Raw genomic sequence first — 17,638 nt, 5'->3', positions numbered from 1 at the left:
TGGAGGCCTGATGGCGGAGACCGTCAGCTGGCGGCCGCGCACCGGTGAGATCCCCACCTCGCCGGGCGTCTACCGCTTCCGCGACCCGCGGGGCCGGGTGCTCTACGTCGGGAAGGCGAAGAACCTCCGGGCCCGGCTCAGCAACTACTTCCAGCCGCTGCGCGCCCTGCACGACCGCACCCGGCGGATGGTCCTCACCGCCGGCAGCGTCGAGTGGACCGTGGTCGGCACGGAGTTCGAGGCGCTCCAGCTCGAGTACAGCTGGATCAAGGAGTTCGCCCCGCCGTTCAACGTGCAGTTCCGGGACGACAAGTCGTACCCGTACCTCGCGATCACCCTCGGCGACGAGGTGCCGCGGGTCCTCATCACGCGCAACCGGAAGCTCAAGGGCGCCAAGTACTTCGGGCCGTACACGAAGATCTGGGCGATCCGGGAGACGCTCGACCTGATGCTCAAGGTCTTCCCGGTGCGCAGCTGCTCCGAGACGACCTACCGGCGCGCCGAGCAGACCGGCCGGCCGTGCCTGCTCGGCGACATCGGGAAGTGCGCCGCCCCGTGCGTGGGGCGGATCCCGAAGGAGGCGCACCACGACCTCGCGGAGGACCTCGCGACGTTCATGGCGGGCGGCGACCAGCGGTTCCGCGCGGACCTGACGCGGCGCATGCAGGAGGCGTCCGCCGCCCTGAACTTCGAGGAGGCGGCCCGCCTCCGCGACGCGATCGGCGCGATGGACGCCGCCCTGTCGAAGAGCGCCGTCGTGCTCCGCGAGGAGGTCGACACCGACGTGTTCGGCATCGCCGACGACGAGCTCGCGGCGAGCGTGCAGCAGTTCATCGTCCGCGGCGGCCGCATCCGGGGCACCCGCAGCTGGGTCGTCGACAAGGAGCTCGACGTCGCGCTCGGCGAGCTGGTGGAGACCGTGCTCCGGAACGCCTACGACGACGACGTCCACCCGCCGCGCGAGGTGCTCGTGCCCGAGCTGCCGGACGACGCCGAGGAGCTGACGACCTGGCTGTCGCAGCGCCGCGCGGAGGGCCGCGAGAACGAGGGTCTGCGGGGGAGCGGCCGGGTCCGCCTGCACGTCGCCGAGCGCGGCGAGAAGGCGGCGCTGGCGCAGACCGCGGCGCGGAACGCGGCGCAGGCCCTGATGCTCTACAAGACCCGGCGCAGCGCGGACTTCACCGCGCGCTCGCAGGCCATCGCGGACCTGCAGGAGGCGCTCGGCCTCGACGAGGCGCCGTTGCGGATCGAGTGCTTCGACGTCTCCCACCTCGCCGGCACCGACGTCGTCGCGTCCATGGTCGTCTTCGAGGACGGCCTGCCGCGCAAGGACCAGTACCGCCGCTTCAACGTCGCGTCGACGACGGACGACACGGACTCGATCTACCAGGTCCTCAGCCGGCGGCTCGCGCACCTGGACGACGAGGAGGCCGCACCGGCCCAGCAGGGCGACCGCTTCGCCTACCGCCCGAACCTGCTGCTCGTCGACGGCGGGCAGCCGCAGGTCGCCGCCGCGCAGCGCGCGATGGCGGACGCCGGCGTGACCGGCGTCGCGCTCGCGGGCATCGCGAAGCGGCTCGAGGAGCTCTGGCAGCCGGACAGCGACTTCCCGGTGATCCTGCCGCGCAACAGCGACGCCCTCTTCCTCGTGCAGCGCCTGCGCGACGAGGCCCACCGGTTCGCCATCACGCACCAGCGGACCCGGCGGAAGCGCGACATCGGGTCGCAGCTCGCGGCGGTCCCCGGTCTCGGCGAGTCCCGGGTGAAGCAGCTGCTGAAGCACTTCGGCTCGGTGGCCCGGCTCCGGCGGGCGACCGCGGAGGACATCGCCGACGTGCCCGGGTTCGGCCCGGTGCTCGCCGCCGCCGTCGTCGAGCGCCTGCACGGGGGCGACCCCGGGGCGGAGCAGGAGCTCGGCCCCGATCCCGACGTGGCGCCCGACGAGGCGCTCGAGGAGGCCGGGGCGGATGCGGCGGCGGATCAGGGCGTCCCGCTGCCCCGGTAGGCTGGGCGCACCTGAACCCCGACCGTGCGGAGGGCCCTCCCGTCATGACGGACGCCACGTCCGAGGCAACGGCTCCCGCGACGGAGCCGTCCGCCCGTTCCGTCCTCGTCGTCACCGGCATGTCCGGCGCGGGCCGGTCCACCGTGAGCAACGCGCTCGAGGACCTCGGCTGGTACGTGGTCGACAACCTGCCGCCGCAGATGCTGCGGCCGCTGCTCGACCTCGCGGGGCACTCGGACGAGCGGCTCGCCCGCATCGCGGTCGTGGTCGACGTGCGCGGCGGCCAGCTGCTGTCGGAGCTGAAGGACGCGGGCACCGGCGGCGTCGACGGGCCGCAGGTCCGCCTGCTGTTCCTCGAGGCGAACGACGCGGCGCTGGTGCGCCGGTTCGAGGCCGTGCGCCGCCCGCACCCGCTGCAGGGCAGCGGCACGATCCTCGACGGCATCACCGCCGAGCGGACGATGACGGCCGCGGTGCGCGAGCAGAGCGACATCATCATCGACACGTCCGAGCTGAACATCCACCAGCTCGCGAACGCGATCAACGAGCTGTTCGCGGACGACGACGCCCCGGGCGTCCGGGTGACGATCACCAGCTTCGGCTTCAAGTACGGGGTCCCGACGGACGCCGACATGGTGGCCGACGCCCGCTTCCTGCCGAACCCGTTCTGGGTGCCGGAGCTGCGCCCGCACACGGGCAAGGACCAGGACGTGTCGGACTACGTGCTGGGCCAGCCGGGGGCGCTCGAGTTCGTCGAGCGCTACGCGGAGGCGCTGCGGCCGGTGCTCGCCGGCTACCAGCGCGAGAACAAGAGCCACGCGACGATCGCGATCGGCTGCACGGGCGGGAAGCACCGCTCCGTCGCCGTCGTCGAGCGCATCGCGGGTCTGATCGGCGCTCAGCCGGGCGTCGTCGTGAACGTGAAGCACCGCGACCTCGGTCGCGAATAGCAGCACGCGTCTCTGAACGCCGCCTGATGTGCGGCGACGCGCCGCGGGTGCGACACTGTTCCGGTCGTCGTCACCCGCGACGTGCGCCGATCGGGAATCGCGCAGACGGGTGACGCCGGGGGAGAGACGGGGAGTCGCGAGCATTGGCACTGACCGCTGAGGTGAAGGACGAGCTGACCCAGGTCGACGTCGGGAAGACGTCGGTGCGGGCGGCGGAGCTGGCGACGATCCTGCGCTTCTCGGGCGGTCTGCACCTCATCTCCGGCCGCATCGCGGTCGAGTCCGAGCTCGACACCCCGCAGCTCGCCCGCCGCGTGCGGCGCGACCTGAGCGAGCTGTACGGCGTTCGCAGCGAGATGACGGTGCTGTCCGCCTCGGGCGTCCGCCGCAACAACCACTACCTGGTCCGCGTCGTCGACGGGGGCGAGACCCTCGCCCGGCAGACCGGGCTGCTCGACGCGCGCCGCCGCCCGATCCGCGGGCTGCCGAACCGCCTCACCACCGGGTCTCCCGACGAGATCGAGGCCGTCTGGCGCGGGGCGTTCCTCGCGCACGGCTCCCTCACGGACCCGGGCCGCTCCGCCGCGCTCGAGGTCACCTGCCCCGGCAACGAGACCGCCATGGCGCTCGTCGGCGCGGCGGGCCGCCTGCAGGTGCAGGCGAAGGCCCGCGAGGTCCGCGGGGTGCACCGCGTCGTCATCCGCGACGGCGAGGCCATCAGCGAGATGCTCGGCCACATGGGCGCGAAGCGCAGCGTCAAGAACTGGGAGGAGCTGCGTCAGCGCCGCGAGGTGCGGGCGAACACCAACCGGCTCGTCAACTTCGACGACGCGAACCTCCGCCGCAGCGCCCAGGCGGCCGTCGCGGCCTGCGCCCGCGTGGAGCGCGCGCTCGAGATCCTCGGCCCGACCATCCCGGAGCACCTCCGCTACGCCGGCCAGCTGCGGCTCGACCACCGCGACGCGAGCCTCGACGAGCTCGGGCACCACGCCGACCCGCCCATGACGAAGGACGCCGTCGCCGGCCGGATCCGCCGCCTCCTGGCGCTCGCCGACAAGCGCGCCGCGGAGGAGGGCATCCCCAACACCGAGGCCGCCGTCCCCGCCGAGATCGCGGACTGAGCCCTCCGGTCGACGCTCGCGGGAATGCCGCGGGCGCCGCCCGGTTCCTCCCCGTGGAAGTCCCAGCGGGCCTGCGACCGCCGGTCATAGGCTCCTGAGCGAACGTCAAGGAGGAGGCACCATGCCCGTCTACACCCTGCCCGAGCTGCCGTACGACTACTCCGCCCTCGAGCCGAGCATCAGCGCCCGGATCATGGAGCTGCACCACGGCAAGCACCACCAGGCCTACGTGACCGGCGCGAACACGGCGCTCGACCAGCTGCAGGAGGCGCGCGAGAGCGGCAACCTCGCGAACGTCAACAAGCTGACGAAGGACCTCACCTTCAACCTCGCGGGCCACGTCAACCACTCGGTGTTCTGGACCAACATGTCGCCGGACGGCGGCGACCGCCCCACCGGCGAGATCGCCTCGGCGATCGACGACCTGTTCGGCGGGTTCGACAAGTTCCAGGCGCACTTCACCGCCGCCGCGATGGGCGTGCAGGGCTCCGGCTGGGCCGCGCTCGTCTACGACTCGATCGGCCGGCGGCCGATCATCGTGCAGTTCCACGACCAGCAGCAGGACTTCCCGGCCGGCACCGTGCCGCTGCTCCTGCTCGACGTCTGGGAGCACGCGTACTACCTCGACTACGCGAACGTCCGCGCCGACTACGTGAAGGCGTTCTGGAACATCGTGAACTGGGCGAACGTGGAGCAGCGCTTCACCACCGCCCAGAAGCAGACCTCGGGCCTGCTGGTACCGTGATCGCGGCGCCCGCCGCCGACCTGGCGGCGGGCCCCGCACCCCCTCGCGCGTCGTCCCGGCGCGCCTGATCACGGAGGAACAGTGACGACTCGCGTCGGCATCAACGGCTTCGGCCGGATCGGTCGCAACTACTTCAGGGCCGCGCTCGCCAAGGGCAGCGACATCGAGATCGTCGCGGTCAACGACCTGACCGACAACAAGGCCCTCGCGCACCTCCTGAAGTACGACTCGACCGCCGGGATCCTCAAGGAGTCCGTGGAGCTCGACGGCGACCGCATCGTGGTCGACGGCAAGCCCGTCCAGGTCCTCGAGCAGCGCGACCCGGCCCAGCTCGGCTGGGGCGACCTCGGCGTCGACGTCGTCATCGAGTCCACCGGCCGCTTCACGAAGGCCGACGACGCCCGCAAGCACCTCGAGGCCGGCGCCAAGAAGGTCATCATCTCCGCGCCCGCGACGGGCGAGGACGGCACCTTCGTCATGGGCGTCAACGAGGGCACCTACGACCCCGACACGATGCACATCCTGTCGAACGCCTCCTGCACCACGAACTGCCTCGCGCCGCTCGCCAAGGTCTTCAACGACGCCTTCGGCATCGAGCGCGGCCTCATGACGACGGTCCACGCCTACACGGCGGACCAGAACCTGCAGGACGGCCCGCACAGCGACCTCCGCCGCGCCCGCGCCGCCGCGCTGTCGATCATCCCGACCTCGACCGGCGCCGCGAAGGCGATCGGCCTCGTGCTGCCGGAGCTGAAGGGCAAGCTCGACGGCTTCGCCCTCCGCGTGCCGGTGCCCGTCGGGTCGATCACCGACCTCACCGTCACCGCGTCGCGCCCGGTCAGCGTCGACGAGGTCAAGGCCGCCTACAAGGAGGCCGCGGACGGCCCGCTGAAGGGCATCCTCAAGTACGTGACCGACCCGATCGTGTCTGCCGACATCGTCGGCGACCCGCACTCGTCGCTCTTCGACGCGGAGCTCACCCGCGTCATCGGCGACCAGGTCAAGCTGTCGAGCTGGTACGACAACGAGTGGGGCTACTCCAGCCGCCTCGTCGACCTGACCGACTACGTGGCCGCCCGCCTCTAGTCCTCATGGCGCTGCGAACCCTCGACTCGATCGGGGACCTCGCCGGCACGCGGGTCGTCGTCCGCTGCGATCTCAACGTCCCCCTGAAGGACGGCGCGATCACGGACGACGGCCGCGTGCGCGCGAGCGTCCCCACCCTCACCCGCCTGCTCGACGCGGGCGCCTCGGTGACGGTCATCAGCCACCTCGGCCGGCCCGACGGGAAGCCGGACGCGAAGTACGGCCTCGAGCCCGTCGCGGTCCGCCTCGGCGAGCTGCTCGGCCGCGAGGTCGCGTTCGTGCCCGGCACGCCGGCCGACGCGCAGCCCGGCACGGGCGCCGTCACGGTGCTCGAGAACCTCCGGTTCGACCCGCGGGAGACGAGCAAGGACGCGGGGGAGCGCCGCGCGTTCGCGGAGGCCCTCGCGCAGCACGGCACCGCGTTCGTGTCGGACGGCTTCGGCGTCGTGCACCGGAAGCAGGCGAGCGTGTACGAGCTCGCCGAGGTGCTGCCGAGCGCCGCGGGCCTGCTCATCGCGGGTGAGCTCTCCGTGCTCGAGCGCCTGACCGAGCGTCCGGAGAAGCCGTACGCGGTCGTCCTCGGCGGCTCGAAGGTCAGCGACAAGCTCGGCGTCATCGACCACCTGCTGCCGCGTGTTGACACGCTGCTGATCGGCGGCGGGATGCTCTTCACGTTCCTCGCGGCGCAGGGGCACGCGGTCGGCAAGAGCCTGCTCGAGCAGGACCAGATCCCGACCGTGCAGGAGTACCTGCGGCGGGCGGACGAGCTCGGCGTGCAGCTCCTCGTCCCGATGGACGTGGTGGTCGCGGCGGCGTTCGCGCCCGACGCGGCCCACGAGACCGTGCCGTCGGACGCGATCGAGTCGTCCCCCTTCGGCGCCGACGGCATCGGGCTCGACATCGGGCCCGACACCGCCGAGGCCTTCGCCGCGGCGATCGCCGGGTCGCGCACCGTGTTCTGGAACGGGCCGATGGGCGTGTTCGAGTTCCCGGCCTTCGCGAACGGCACCGAGCGGGTCGCGCAGGCGCTGACCGAGGTGGACGGGCTCTCCGTCGTCGGCGGCGGCGACAGCGCGGCGGCCGTGCGGACCCTCGGCTTCGCGGACGACCGGTTCGGGCACATCTCCACCGGCGGTGGCGCGAGCCTCGAGTTCCTCGAGGGCAAGCGCCTCCCGGGCCTCGAGGTCCTCGGCTGGGAGCCGGAGGCGTGAGCGCCCGGCGACCGTTCATCGCCGGCAACTGGAAGATGAACCTCGACCACCTGCAGGGCATCGCGCTCGTGCAGAAGCTGGCGTGGACGCTGAAGGACGCCTCCTTCGACCCGAAGGCGGTCGAGGTCGCGGTCTTCCCGCCCTTCACGGACCTGCGGAGCGTGCAGACGCTCGTCGACGCCGAGCGGTTCACGGTCGGGCTCGGGGCGCAGGACCTGTCCCCGCACGACAGCGGCGCCTACACCGGCGACGTGTCCGGCGCGTTCCTGAAGGCGCTCGACTGCGCCTACGTGATCGTGGGGCACTCGGAGCGCCGGCAGGGCCACGGCGAGACCGACGAGGTCGTGAACGCGAAGGTGCTCGCCGCCGTGCGGCACGGGCTCGTGCCCGTGATCTGCGTGGGGGAGACCGAGGAGGAGCTCGAGCGCCACGGCACGAGCGCCGTCCCGGTGCGGCAGACCGCGGCCGCCCTCGCCGGCGTGCCCTCGGGCACCCCGGTCGTGATCGCGTACGAGCCCGTCTGGGCGATCGGCACCGGCAAGGTCGCGACGCCCGAGACGGCGCAGGAGGTGTGCGCGGCGATCCGCGGCGCGGTGGCGGAGGCGCTCGGCGCCGACGACGCCGCGGCGACCCGGATCCTCTACGGCGGTTCGGTGAAGAGCGGCAACATCGCCGGCTTCATGCGGAAGCCCGACGTCGACGGCGCGCTGGTCGGCGGCGCGAGCCTCGACCCCGTCGAGTTCGCCGGGATCGCGCGCTTCCCGGACCACGTGGGCGCCTAGCCCGAATAGGCTCGACGGTCGGCGCGGGGGACCGCGCCGACGACACCTCCTGGGCTCGAACGGCCGGGCGGTTATACTTGCCGCGGCTGAACGTCGGCTGCGACGACAGGAGGAGATCCGGATGCAGATCCTGCAGGCCGTGCTGCTCGTGGTCCTCGCGATCACGAGCATCCTGCTCACGCTGCTGATCCTGCTGCACAAGGGTCGTGGAGGCGGGCTGTCCGACATGTTCGGCGGCGGCGTCACCTCGAGCCTCGGCGCATCGGGCGTCGCGGAACGCAACCTGAACCGGATCACGGTCGTCCTCGGCCTGGTCTGGTTCGCGTGCATCGTCGTGCTCGGCCTCCTCACCCGCTTCGGCGCCTGACGACAAGGAACTGAGTACACATGGCTTCTGGCGGTAGTGCGATCCGCGGCTCTCGAGTCGGCGCGGGTCCCATGGGCGAGCAGGATCACGGGCACCACGCGGAGCGCGTGGCCGTCTCCTACTGGGACGCCCTGGGCAACGAGACCGTCCGCTACTTCGCGGCGAACCTGCCCGCGGACGAGATCCCCTCGACGATCGACTCGCCGTCCTCCGGCCTGCCCGCGGGCCGCGACAAGGCGAACCCGCCGTCGGTGCAGAAGAACGAGCCCTACAAGACGCACCTCGCGTACGTGAAGGAGCGCCGCACCGACGAGGAGGCCGCGAGCCTGCTCGAGGACGCGCTGAAGCAGCTCCGCATCCGTCGCGGGAAGATCAGCGCCGACAGCTGACGCCCTCGTACGACGAAGGCCCGGTCCGTGCTGGACCGGGCCTTCCGTCGTGCTGCAGCGTTCAGTAGCTCGAGGCGATGAGGTTCTGCGGGACCTGCTCCGCCGCCTCCTGGTCGACGAAGAACACCGTGCGGCGGCGGCCCTCCGCCCCGGCGGCGGGCACCTCGATCGGCGACGCGCCGGCGAGGGTGAGCCCGAGGGCGGACGCCTTCTCGGCGCCCGACAGGACGAGCCAGATCCGCTGCGAGCTGTTGATCACCGGGAGGGTGAGGCTGAGGCGCTCGGGCGGGGGCTTCGGGGCGTTGCGGTCCGCGACGACGAGGCGGTCGTCGTCGATGCGCACGTCGTGCTCCGGGAACAGCGACGCGATGTGCCCGTCGGGGCCGACGCCGAGGAACGTGATGTCGAAGCGGGGCACCGTGAGGCGGAGGCTCGGGTCGGCGTGCGCCCGCAGCTCCTCCGCGTAGACCTGCGCGGCCTCGTCGATGTCCGGCACCTCGTCCGAGGCCGGGAACGGGTGGATGTTCTCCGGCGGGACCGGGATGTGGTCGAGCAGCGCCTCGCGGGCCTGGACCTCGTTGCGGTCCGGGTCGGCCTTGGGCAGGAAGCGCTCGTCGCCCCACCAGAAGTGCACGCGCGACCAGTCGATGGCGCCCCGCATCGGCGAGTCCCGCACGGCGTGCTGCACGCCCTGGCCGCCTGCGGTGCCGCCGGTCAGCGCGATGTTGACCTCGTGGTACTCGTCGAGCAGGTCCGTCAGCTTCGTGAGGAACCGCGCGGCGACCGCAGCGATGAGCGAGTCGAGGTCCGGGTGGACGAGTACTCGGCGTTCGTTGGTCACGATCCTCCAGTCGCTGTCGCGGTACCGGCGAGGCCGCGGTCCAGTCCGGGCAGCCCCTCGGTCAGCACCTGGCCGAGGAGGTCGTCCGGATCGAGGCGCCGCAGCTCCTCCGCGAGGCAGTCTCGCAGACTGCGCCTGGGCAGGGAGACGTCCTGGGTCGGCTGGCCCGGCTGCGAGAGCGTCGCGACGTCGGGCACGGCCCGCTCGAGGTCGACGGTGCCGGAGGCCCGGCGGAGCCGGACTCCGTGGATCCCGCTCGAGCCGGTCGAGCGGTCGGAGAGCACCACCGTGACCGGCACGTCGAGCGCGAGGCGCAGCCAGGCGGCGAGCAGCTCGGTCGAGGGGGAGTCCGCGGCGCCCGACACCTCGACGGCCTCGATCGGCTCGTACGGCGGCTGGTCGAGCGCGGCCGCGAGCACGGCGCGCCACAGCGTGAGCCGGGTCCACGCGAAGTCGCTGTCGCCCGGCCGGTAGGTGGCGGCGAGGTGCTCGAGCGCGCGCTGCGGATCGGGCTGCGCCGATGCGTCCGTGATGCGCCGCTGGGCGATCCGGCCGAGCGGCGACGCGGCGACGACGTCCGGCACGGCGGCGCCGGGCCACCATGCCACGACGGGCGCGTCGGGGAGCAGCAGGCCGGTGATCAGGCTCTCCTCGTCGGCGCCCACCGGGCCGGCGACGCGGAGCACCACGACCTCGCTCGCACCGGCGTCGCCGCCGACGCGGATCTGCGCGTCGAGCCGCGGCGCCGCGGTCGGGCCGCCCGGCTCGTGCACGACGACGAGCACGCGCATCGGGTGCTCGCGCGAGGCGTCGTTCGCGGCGCTGATCGCCTCCTCCTCGGCCCCGCCGGCGGTGCTGATGACGAGGGTGAGCACGCGCCCGAGCGCGACGACGCCGCCCTCGGCGCGGAGCCGCACGAGCTCGCGGCTGACCTTCGCGACGGTGGTTCCGGGCAGATCGACGATCACGGGCGCCTCCAGACTCGTCCGTCGCGGGCCAGCAGCGCGTCGGCCGACGCAGGCCCCCAGGTGCCGGGCGTGTACTGCTCCGGCCGACCCCCCGACGCCCAGAACTCCTCGACCGGGTCGAGGATCCGCCAGGAGAGCTCGACCTCCTCGTGGCGGGGGAAGAGGGGCGGGTCGCCGAGCAGCACGTCGAGGATGAGCCGCTCGTAGGCCTCCGGGCTCTCCTCGGTGAAGGCGTGGCCGTAGCCGAAGTCCATCGTCACGTCCCGCACCTGCATCCCGGCGCCGGGGACCTTCGAGCCGAAGCGGATCGTCACGCCCTCGTCGGGCTGCACGCGGATGACGAGCGCGTTCTGCCCGAGCAGCGAGGTCTGGCTCTCGGCGAAGAGCTGGTGCGGGGCGCGCTTGAACACGACCGCGATCTCCGTCACGCGGCGGCCGAGGCGCTTGCCGGCCCGGAGGTAGAACGGCGCACCGGCCCAGCGGCGGGTGCCGATCTCGAGCTTGATCGCGGCGTAGGTCTCGGTGACCGAGGCCGGGTCCATGCCGTCCTCCTCGAGGAAGCCGACGACGCGCTCGCCGCCCTGCCAGCCCGAGGAGTACTGGCCGCGCGCCGTCGCGGTGCCGAGGTCGCGGGGGAGGCGCACGGCGGACAGCACCTTCTCCTTCTCCGCGCGGAGGTCCTTCGCGTCGAAGGAGACCGGCTCCTCCATCGCGGTGAGCGCCAGCAGCTGCAGGAGGTGGTTCTGGATCACGTCGCGCGCGGCGCCGATGCCGTCGTAGTACCCGGCGCGACCGCCGACGCCGATGTCCTCGGCCATCGTGATCTGCACGTGGTCGACGGTGTTCGCGTTCCAGATCGGCTCGAACAGCATGTTGGCGAAGCGGAGCGCCAGGATGTTCTGGACGGTCTCCTTGCCGAGGTAGTGGTCGATGCGGAACACGGCGTCGGCGGGGAAGACGCGCTCGACGACCGCGTTCAGCTCGCGGGCGGTCGCGAGGTCGGAGCCGAAGGGCTTCTCGATGACGACGCGGCGCCAGCGCCCGTCCCGCTGCTCGGCCAGGCCGGCGGCGGACAGCTGCTCGGTGACCTGCGGGAAGTCCTTGGGCGGGATCGAGAGGTAGAAGGCCGCGTTGCCGAGGGTGCCGCGGTCCCGCTCGAGCGCGTCGAGGGCGTCGCGCAGCCGCTCGTAGCCGGCCGCGTCGTCGAACGTGCCCTGCACGAAGCGGATGCCGCGCGCGAGCTGCTGCCACACGTCCTCGCGGAAGGGCGTGCGCGCGGAGGCCTGCACGGCCTCCCGGACGGTCTGCGCGAACTGCTCGTCGGTCCACCCGCGCCGGCCGTAGCCGACGAGCGCGAAGCCGGGCGGGAGCAGGCCGCGGTTCGCGAGGTCGTACACCGCCGGCATCAGCTTCTTGCGGGCGAGGTCGCCCGTGATGCCGAAGATGACGAGGGCCGAGGGGCCCGCGATGCGGTTCAGCCGCCGGTCCGCGGCGACCCGGAGGGGGTTGCTGCCCGGACCGATCAGGGGCGCGTTCAAGTCGTCTCCTTCGCGACGCGCAGGGGAACGCGGCCGGTGCGGATCGCACCGGCCGCGTTCAGAGGTCGATCAGGCGGACTCGAGCGCCTTCGCGACCGTGTCGGTCAGCTCGTGCCAGGACACGATGAACTTGTCGACGCCCTCGCGCTCGAGCAGCAGCGTGACCTCGGCCACGTCCACGCCGACGGCGGCGATCTTCGCGAGGTCCTCGCGGGCCTCGTCGTACTTGCCGACGATCGTGTCGCCCGTGATGTCGCCGTGGTCGGCGACCGCGTCGAGCGTCTTCTCCGGCATGGTGTTGACGACGCCGTGCGTGACCAGATCGGTCACGTAGAAGGTGTCGGGCAGGCTCGGGTCCTTCACGCCGGTGGAGGCCCACAGCGGGCGCTGACGGTTGGCGCCCTTCTCCTGCAGCTCGATCGCGCGCTCGGTGCCGAACTCGTCGACGAAGAGCTCGTAGGCGAGGCGGGCGTTCGCGACGGCCGTCTTGCCCTTCAGCGCCTTCGCCTCGTCGGTGCCCACGGCGTCGAGGCGCTTGTCCACCTCGGTGTCGACGCGGGAGACGAAGAACGACGCGACCGAGTGGATCGTCGACAGGTCGATGCCGGCCTCGGCGGCCTGCTCGAGGCCCTCGAGGTACGCGTCGATGACGGCCTTGTAGCGCTCGAGCGAGAAGATCAGCGTGACGTTGACGCTGATGCCCGCCGCGATCGCCGCGGTGATGGCCGGCAGGCCCTCGACCGTCGCCGGGATCTTGATCATGACGTTCGGCTTGTCGATGGTGCCCCAGAGGCGCTTCGCCTCGGAGATCGTCGCCTCGGTGTCGTGGGCGAGCTCGGGGGAGACCTCGATGGAGACCCGGCCGTCGTAGCCGTTCGAGGCGAGGAAGACGTCGTTGAAGACGTCCGCCGCGTCCGAGACGTCCTTCGTCGTGATCTCGAAGATCGCCTGGGCGACGTCGGCGCCCTTGGCCTTCAGCTCCTTGACCTGCTCGTCGTAGGACTCGCCCTTGGCGAGGGCGGCGGCGAAGATCGTGGGGTTCGTCGTCACGCCGACGACGTCCTTCTCCTCGATCAGCTTCTGCAGGCCCTTCGACGCGATCCGCTCGCGCGACAGGTCGTCGAGCCAGATGCTCACGCCCGCGCGGGAGAGGGCCGCGGTGTTCGAGTCGGTCTCGGTGTCCGTGATGCTCATGTCAGCTCCTCGTGTTCGTGGACTGGAACCGCGTCAGCGGCCCAGCGATTCCTTGGCGGCGGCCACGACGTGCTCGGTGGTGATGCCGAACTCCTGCAGCAGGAAGTCGCCGTCGGCGCTCGCGCCGAAGTGGTCGATGCCGACCGCGCGGCCCTGGTCGCCGATGTACTTGTGCCAGCCGAGCGTGGCGCCGGCCTCGACCGAGACGCGGGCCTTGACGGCCGACGGGATCACCGACTCGCGGTACTCCGGGCTCTGCTCGTCGAACCACTCGAGGCACGGCGCCGACACGACCTGCGCGTCGATGCCCTCCTCCGCGAGCTTCAGGCGCGCCTCGACGGCGACCTGCAGCTCCGAGCCGGTGGCGATCAGCACCACGTCGGGCGTGCCGTTCTTCGCGGCGGCGAAGACGTAGGCGCCCTTCGCGACGCCGTCGGTCGACGCGTACACGTCGCCCGACGCCTCGCCCTCGCCGCGCTCGAAGACCGGCAGGTTCTGGCGGCTGAGCGCGAGCCCGGCGGGGCCCATGCGGCGCGACATGACCTGCTTCCACGCGGCCGCCGTCTCGTTGGCGTCCGCGGGCCGGATGATGTCGAGCTGCGGGATGAGGCGCAGCGCCCACAGGGTCTCGACCGGCTGGTGGGTCGGGCCGTCGGCGCCGAGGGCGACCGAGTCGTGGGTCCAGACGTAGATCGTGGGCGCCTTCATCAGCGCGGCGAGGCGCACGGCCGGCCGCATGTAGTCGCTGAAGATCAGGAACGTCGCGCCGAAGACGCGGGTGTTCCCGTGCAGCACGATGCCGTTCAGGATGTTGCCCATCGCGTGCTCGCGGATGCCGAAGTGCAGCACGCGGCCGTAGGGGTTCGCCTTCCACATCGCCGTCGCGCGCTCCGGAGGCAGGAAGCTGCCGACGCCCTCGATGGTCGTGTTGTTCGACTCGGCGAGGTCCGCGGAGCCGCCCCAGAACTCGGGGACGTGCTTCGCGATGCCGTTGATGACCTTGCCGGACGCGACGCGGGTCGAGACGGCCTTGCCGGCCGGGAACACCGGCACGTCGGCGAAGGCGTCCTCGGGCAGGTCGCCCGCGAGCACGCGGTCGAGCAGCGCCTTCTTCTCGGGGTTGGCGCCCGCCCACGCGTCGAACTGCTCGTTCCACTCGGCGTGCTGCGCCTTGCCGCGGTCGACGGCCTCGCGGGTGTGGGCGAGCACCTCGGGGGCGACGTCGAACGACTTCTCCGGGTCGAGGCCGAGCGCCTCCTTCATGCCCTTGATCTCGGTCTCGCCCATCGCGGCGCCGTGGATCTTGCCGGTGTTGCGCAGCGTCGGGGCCGGCCAGCCGATGATCGTCTTCAGGACGACGATCGACGGCTTGTCGGTGACCCGCTGGGCCTCGAGCGTCGCGGCGTGGAGCGCCTGGACGTCCTCGTGGTACTCGGCGCCGGCCTTCCAGTCGACGGTCTGCACGTGCCAGCCGAGCGCCTCGTAGCGCGCCGCGACGTCCTCGGAGAGGGCGATGTTGGTGTCGTCCTCGATGGAGATCTGGTTGTCGTCGTAGAAGACGATCAGGTTGCCGAGCTGCTGCGTGCCGGCGAGCGAGGAGGCCTCGTTGGTGACGCCCTCCTCGATGTCGCCGTCGCCCGCCACCGCGTAGATGAAGTGGTCGAACGGGCTCTCGCCGTGCGCGGCGTCGGGGTCGAACAGCCCGCGCTCGAAGCGCTGGGCGTAGGCGAAGCCGACGGCGGCGGCGAGACCGGAGCCGAGCGGGCCCGTCGTGATCTCGATGCCGTCGGTGTGGCCGTACTCGGGGTGGCCCGGGGTCTTCGAGCCGTACTGGCGCAGCTGCTCCAGGTCCTCGAGCTCGAGGCCGTAGCCGGCGAGGTAGAACTGGATGTACTGCGTCAGCGACGAGTGGCCGTTCGACAGGATGAAGCGGTCGCGGCCGATCCACGTCGAGTCGGACGGGTCGCGGCGCATCACCTTCTGGAAGAGCAGGTAGGCGAGCGGCGCGAGGCTGATCGCGGTGCCCGGGTGCCCGTTGCCGGTCTTCTGCACGGCGTCGGCGGCGAGCGCACGGGTCGTGTCGACCGCCTTCCGGTCGAGCTCCGTCCATTCGAGCTCGGTGCCGGTGCTGGTCTTGAGGTCGGTCACGACGATCCTTCCGTCGGTGGAGTCCATGAGCGGTGGCTGTACGAAGGCCGTCGATGAGTCTATTGAGGGCAGGACGGCCGTCGGACGCCGGTCCGATGCTGCCCCCCGCGGTTGAACGCCCGCTGACGACGGCGGCCCGGTTCGCCTAGGATTGAGGCAGTGAGCACGACGGTCAGGGCGTCCGACGGGCAGGCCGAAGCCGCCCGGCGCGAGCGCGTCCCCGCAGGACGCCAGGTGCGCGGCTACGTCGCGCTGATGAAGCTGCGCGTGGTCGAGCTGCTGCTCGTCACGACGGTCCCGGTCATGATCCTCGCGGTCCGCGGCGTGCCCGACCTGCTCGTCGTCGCGGCGACGCTCGTCGGCGGCACGCTCTCGGCGGGTGCCGCGAACGCGTTCAACATGGTGATCGACCGCGACATCGACCGGGTCATGCACCGCACGCGCCACCGCCCGCTCGTGACCGGCGACCTGACGCCACGGCAGGCCCTCGTGTTCGCGTGGGCGCTGACGGTCGCCTCGACGCTCGTGCTCGGCCTGCTGACGACGTGGCTCGCCGCCGCGCTCTCGCTCGCGGCCATCGGCTTCTACGTCTTCATCTACACGCTGTGGCTCAAGCGCCGCACGAGCCAGAACATCATCTGGGGCGGCCTGGCGGGCTGCTTCCCGGTGCTGATCGGCTGGGCGGCCGTGACGGGCTCGCTGTCGCCGGCGGCGTGGGTGCTCTTCGCGGTGATCTTCCTGTGGACCCCGCCGCACTACTGGCCCCTGTCGATGAAGTACCGGGACGACTACTCGTCGGTCGGCGTGCCGATGCTCGGCGCGATCCGCTCGCAGAGCCAGGTCGGCCTGCAGACCGTCCTCTACGCGTGGGCGACGCTCGCCTGCACGCTGCTGCTCGTCCCGGTCGCCGGCATGGGCCCGATCTACACCGTGGTGGCGCTCGGCGCGGGCGGCTGGTTCGTCTGGGAGACGCACCGCCTCTACGCCCGGGCGCTCGCGGGGGAGAAGGCGGCGCCGATGCGCGTCTTCCACGCGTCCATCGGCTCGCTCTCGCTGGTCTTCCTCGGCATCGCGCTCGACGTCCTCGTCCGGCTCTGAGCCGCGCCCGAGAACCGCGCGAAGCGCCCCGGGAGGATTCGACGCTCCGTAGAATCCTCCCCGTGAGCGGATCGACGCGTCAGTGGCTCCGGCAGCGGGGGTTCCGGCTGCGGACGCCGTTCGGCTGGCTGGCCGAGCGGGTCGTGCTCGGGAACCGCGCGCTGCGCTGGGGGACCACCGCGGCGCTGCTCGTCAGCATCCTCATCGTCGTCACCGGCGGCGTGGTGCGGGTCACCGGCTCCGGCCTCGGCTGCCCCACCTGGCCGGTCTGCGAGGCCGGATCGCTCACCACGACGCCGGCGCTCGGCATCCACGGGGCCATCGAGTTCGGCAACCGCGCGCTCACGAGCGTGCTGATCGCGGCCGTCGCCTGGGCGATCGTCGCCGCCCGCCTGCAGCGGGTCCGGCAGCGCCCGCTCACCCGTCTGGCGTGGAGCCAGTTCTGGCTCGTCGTCGTCAACGCGGTCGCGGGCGGCCTGACCGTGCTGGCGGGGCTCAACCCCTACTTCGTCGCCGTGCACTTCGTGCTCGCGTTCGCGCTGCTCACCACGACGACGCTGACCTGGCACCGCGCCCGGCAGTCCGCCGCCGCGAGCCCGGTCGGCGCCGCTGCCGGCACCGCCTCCTGGGTCCTCACCGCCGCGGCCGCGGTCCTCGTCGTGCTCGGCACGGTGGTGACCGGCGCCGGGCCGCACTCCGGCGACTCGGCGGACGTGCCGCGGATGGGCGTGAGCTGGACCGCGATCACGGTCGTGCACGGCGCCGCCGCCGTCGCCGTGATCGCGCTGTCGGTCGTGCTGCTGCTGCAGCTGCGGGAGGGCGGCGCCGCGACCGCACTCGCCCGTCGCCGCGTCGTCCTGCTGCTGGCGGTGCTCGCCGCCCAGGCGCTCGTCGGCGTCGCCCAGGCGCTCACCGGGCTGCCGGCGGTGTTCGTCGTCGTCCACCTGCTGGGTGCCGCTCTCGTGTGGGTCGGCGTGCTCCGCGTGCTGCTCGACACGCATCCGGCGCTGTTCGGGCGGGTGATCCCGGTGCGCGACGTCGCCGCGCCCGAGCGCACGCCTGCGGAAGCGCTGCGCTGATCGGCCGCACGCGCCCGGCGGGGACCGCCCGGCGGTAGGATCGCTGCTCGGCCGGAGGCCGGGAGCGCGCCGCCGGCGCGCCCGAGCCGACCGCGTCCCACGCCCGATCGACGCCC

The 17,638-nt window shown here is 72.3% G+C and carries 16 protein-coding genes; 11 read left to right on the top strand and 5 right to left on the bottom strand.

Annotated elements, in window-relative coordinates; all coding sequences use genetic code 11:
- The first annotated feature begins 10 nt into the window (after window positions 1-10).
- The 9 genes from uvrC (at window position 11) to D1781_RS10690 (ending at window position 8,656) form a co-directional block, all read left to right on the top strand.
- On the top strand, window positions 11-2,005 hold the full coding sequence (gene uvrC / locus D1781_RS10730) for an excinuclease ABC subunit UvrC (protein WP_119482290.1): 1,995 nt from the start codon (window positions 11-13) through the stop codon (window positions 2,003-2,005).
- Between the two features lie 44 nt (window positions 2,006-2,049).
- Window positions 2,050-2,955, top strand: coding sequence for an RNase adapter RapZ (gene rapZ, locus D1781_RS10725; RefSeq protein ID WP_119482289.1), 906 nt, complete (start codon window positions 2,050-2,052; stop codon window positions 2,953-2,955).
- A 143-nt stretch (window positions 2,956-3,098) separates the two neighbouring features.
- Complete coding sequence (gene whiA, locus D1781_RS10720) at window positions 3,099-4,076, top strand: DNA-binding protein WhiA (protein ID WP_119482288.1); 978 nt, start codon at window positions 3,099-3,101, stop codon at window positions 4,074-4,076.
- 121 nt (window positions 4,077-4,197) lie between these two features.
- Window positions 4,198-4,821 carry a superoxide dismutase gene (locus D1781_RS10715; RefSeq protein WP_119482287.1) on the top strand — a complete coding sequence of 208 codons (624 nt, stop codon included), beginning with the start codon at window positions 4,198-4,200 and terminating at the stop codon, window positions 4,819-4,821.
- 81 nt (window positions 4,822-4,902) lie between these two features.
- A complete protein-coding gene (gene gap / locus D1781_RS10710; RefSeq protein WP_119482286.1) occupies window positions 4,903-5,907 on the top strand; it encodes a type I glyceraldehyde-3-phosphate dehydrogenase in 1,005 nt (334 codons plus the stop codon).
- Window positions 5,908-5,912: 5 nt separating this feature from the next.
- The gene (locus D1781_RS10705; RefSeq protein WP_119482285.1) at window positions 5,913-7,118 is read left to right on the top strand and encodes a phosphoglycerate kinase; all 1,206 of its coding nucleotides are present in this window, start codon (window positions 5,913-5,915) and stop codon (window positions 7,116-7,118) included.
- A complete protein-coding gene (tpiA, locus tag D1781_RS10700) occupies window positions 7,115-7,900 on the top strand; it encodes a triose-phosphate isomerase (protein ID WP_119482284.1) in 786 nt (261 codons plus the stop codon). Before D1781_RS10705 ends, tpiA begins: the two co-directional genes overlap by 4 nt.
- A 121-nt stretch (window positions 7,901-8,021) precedes the next feature.
- Entirely contained in the window at window positions 8,022-8,267 is a 246-nt protein-coding gene (gene secG, locus D1781_RS10695; RefSeq protein ID WP_119482283.1) for a preprotein translocase subunit SecG, read from the top strand.
- Window positions 8,268-8,287: 20 nt separating this feature from the next.
- Window positions 8,288-8,656, top strand: a complete 369-nt coding sequence (locus tag D1781_RS10690) for an RNA polymerase-binding protein RbpA (RefSeq protein ID WP_119482282.1) — start codon at window positions 8,288-8,290, stop codon at window positions 8,654-8,656.
- 61 nt (window positions 8,657-8,717) lie between these two features.
- Here D1781_RS10690 and pgl read toward each other — a convergent pair whose 3' ends face one another.
- The 5 genes from pgl to tkt all read right to left on the bottom strand — a co-directional run bounded on the left by pgl (window position 8,718) and on the right by tkt (window position 15,372).
- Window positions 8,718-9,497 (bottom strand): 6-phosphogluconolactonase, encoded by a 780-nt coding sequence (gene pgl / locus D1781_RS10685; RefSeq protein WP_119482281.1) that lies wholly within the window; start codon window positions 9,495-9,497, stop codon window positions 8,718-8,720.
- Window positions 9,494-10,465 (bottom strand): glucose-6-phosphate dehydrogenase assembly protein OpcA, encoded by a 972-nt coding sequence (locus D1781_RS10680; protein WP_119482280.1) that lies wholly within the window; start codon window positions 10,463-10,465, stop codon window positions 9,494-9,496. Before D1781_RS10680 ends, pgl begins: the two co-directional genes overlap by 4 nt.
- Entirely contained in the window at window positions 10,462-12,003 is a 1,542-nt protein-coding gene (gene zwf, locus D1781_RS10675; RefSeq protein WP_233551271.1) for a glucose-6-phosphate dehydrogenase, read from the bottom strand. Before zwf ends, D1781_RS10680 begins: the two co-directional genes overlap by 4 nt.
- 69 nt (window positions 12,004-12,072) lie before the next feature.
- Window positions 12,073-13,197, bottom strand: a complete 1,125-nt coding sequence (gene tal / locus D1781_RS10670) for a transaldolase (protein ID WP_119482279.1) — start codon at window positions 13,195-13,197, stop codon at window positions 12,073-12,075.
- Between the two features lie 33 nt (window positions 13,198-13,230).
- Complete coding sequence (tkt, locus tag D1781_RS10665; protein ID WP_119482278.1) at window positions 13,231-15,372, bottom strand: transketolase; 2,142 nt, start codon at window positions 15,370-15,372, stop codon at window positions 13,231-13,233.
- Between the two features lie 132 nt (window positions 15,373-15,504).
- Between tkt and D1781_RS10660 the strand changes: the two genes are divergently transcribed.
- Both D1781_RS10660 and D1781_RS10655 read left to right on the top strand, forming a co-directional pair.
- Window positions 15,505-16,443: a heme o synthase gene (locus D1781_RS10660; protein WP_119482277.1), complete on the top strand. Its 939-nt coding sequence runs from the start codon at window positions 15,505-15,507 to the stop codon at window positions 16,441-16,443.
- Window positions 16,444-16,505: 62 nt separating this feature from the next.
- A complete protein-coding gene (locus tag D1781_RS10655) occupies window positions 16,506-17,522 on the top strand; it encodes a COX15/CtaA family protein (protein ID WP_233551267.1) in 1,017 nt (338 codons plus the stop codon).
- Window positions 17,523-17,638: the final 116 nt, after the last annotated feature.

The organism is Amnibacterium setariae, assembly GCF_003581425.1.
Taxonomy (GTDB): Bacteria; Actinomycetota; Actinomycetes; order Actinomycetales; family Microbacteriaceae; genus Amnibacterium; species Amnibacterium setariae.
This window is presented reverse-complemented; position numbering and strand designations above follow the sequence as displayed.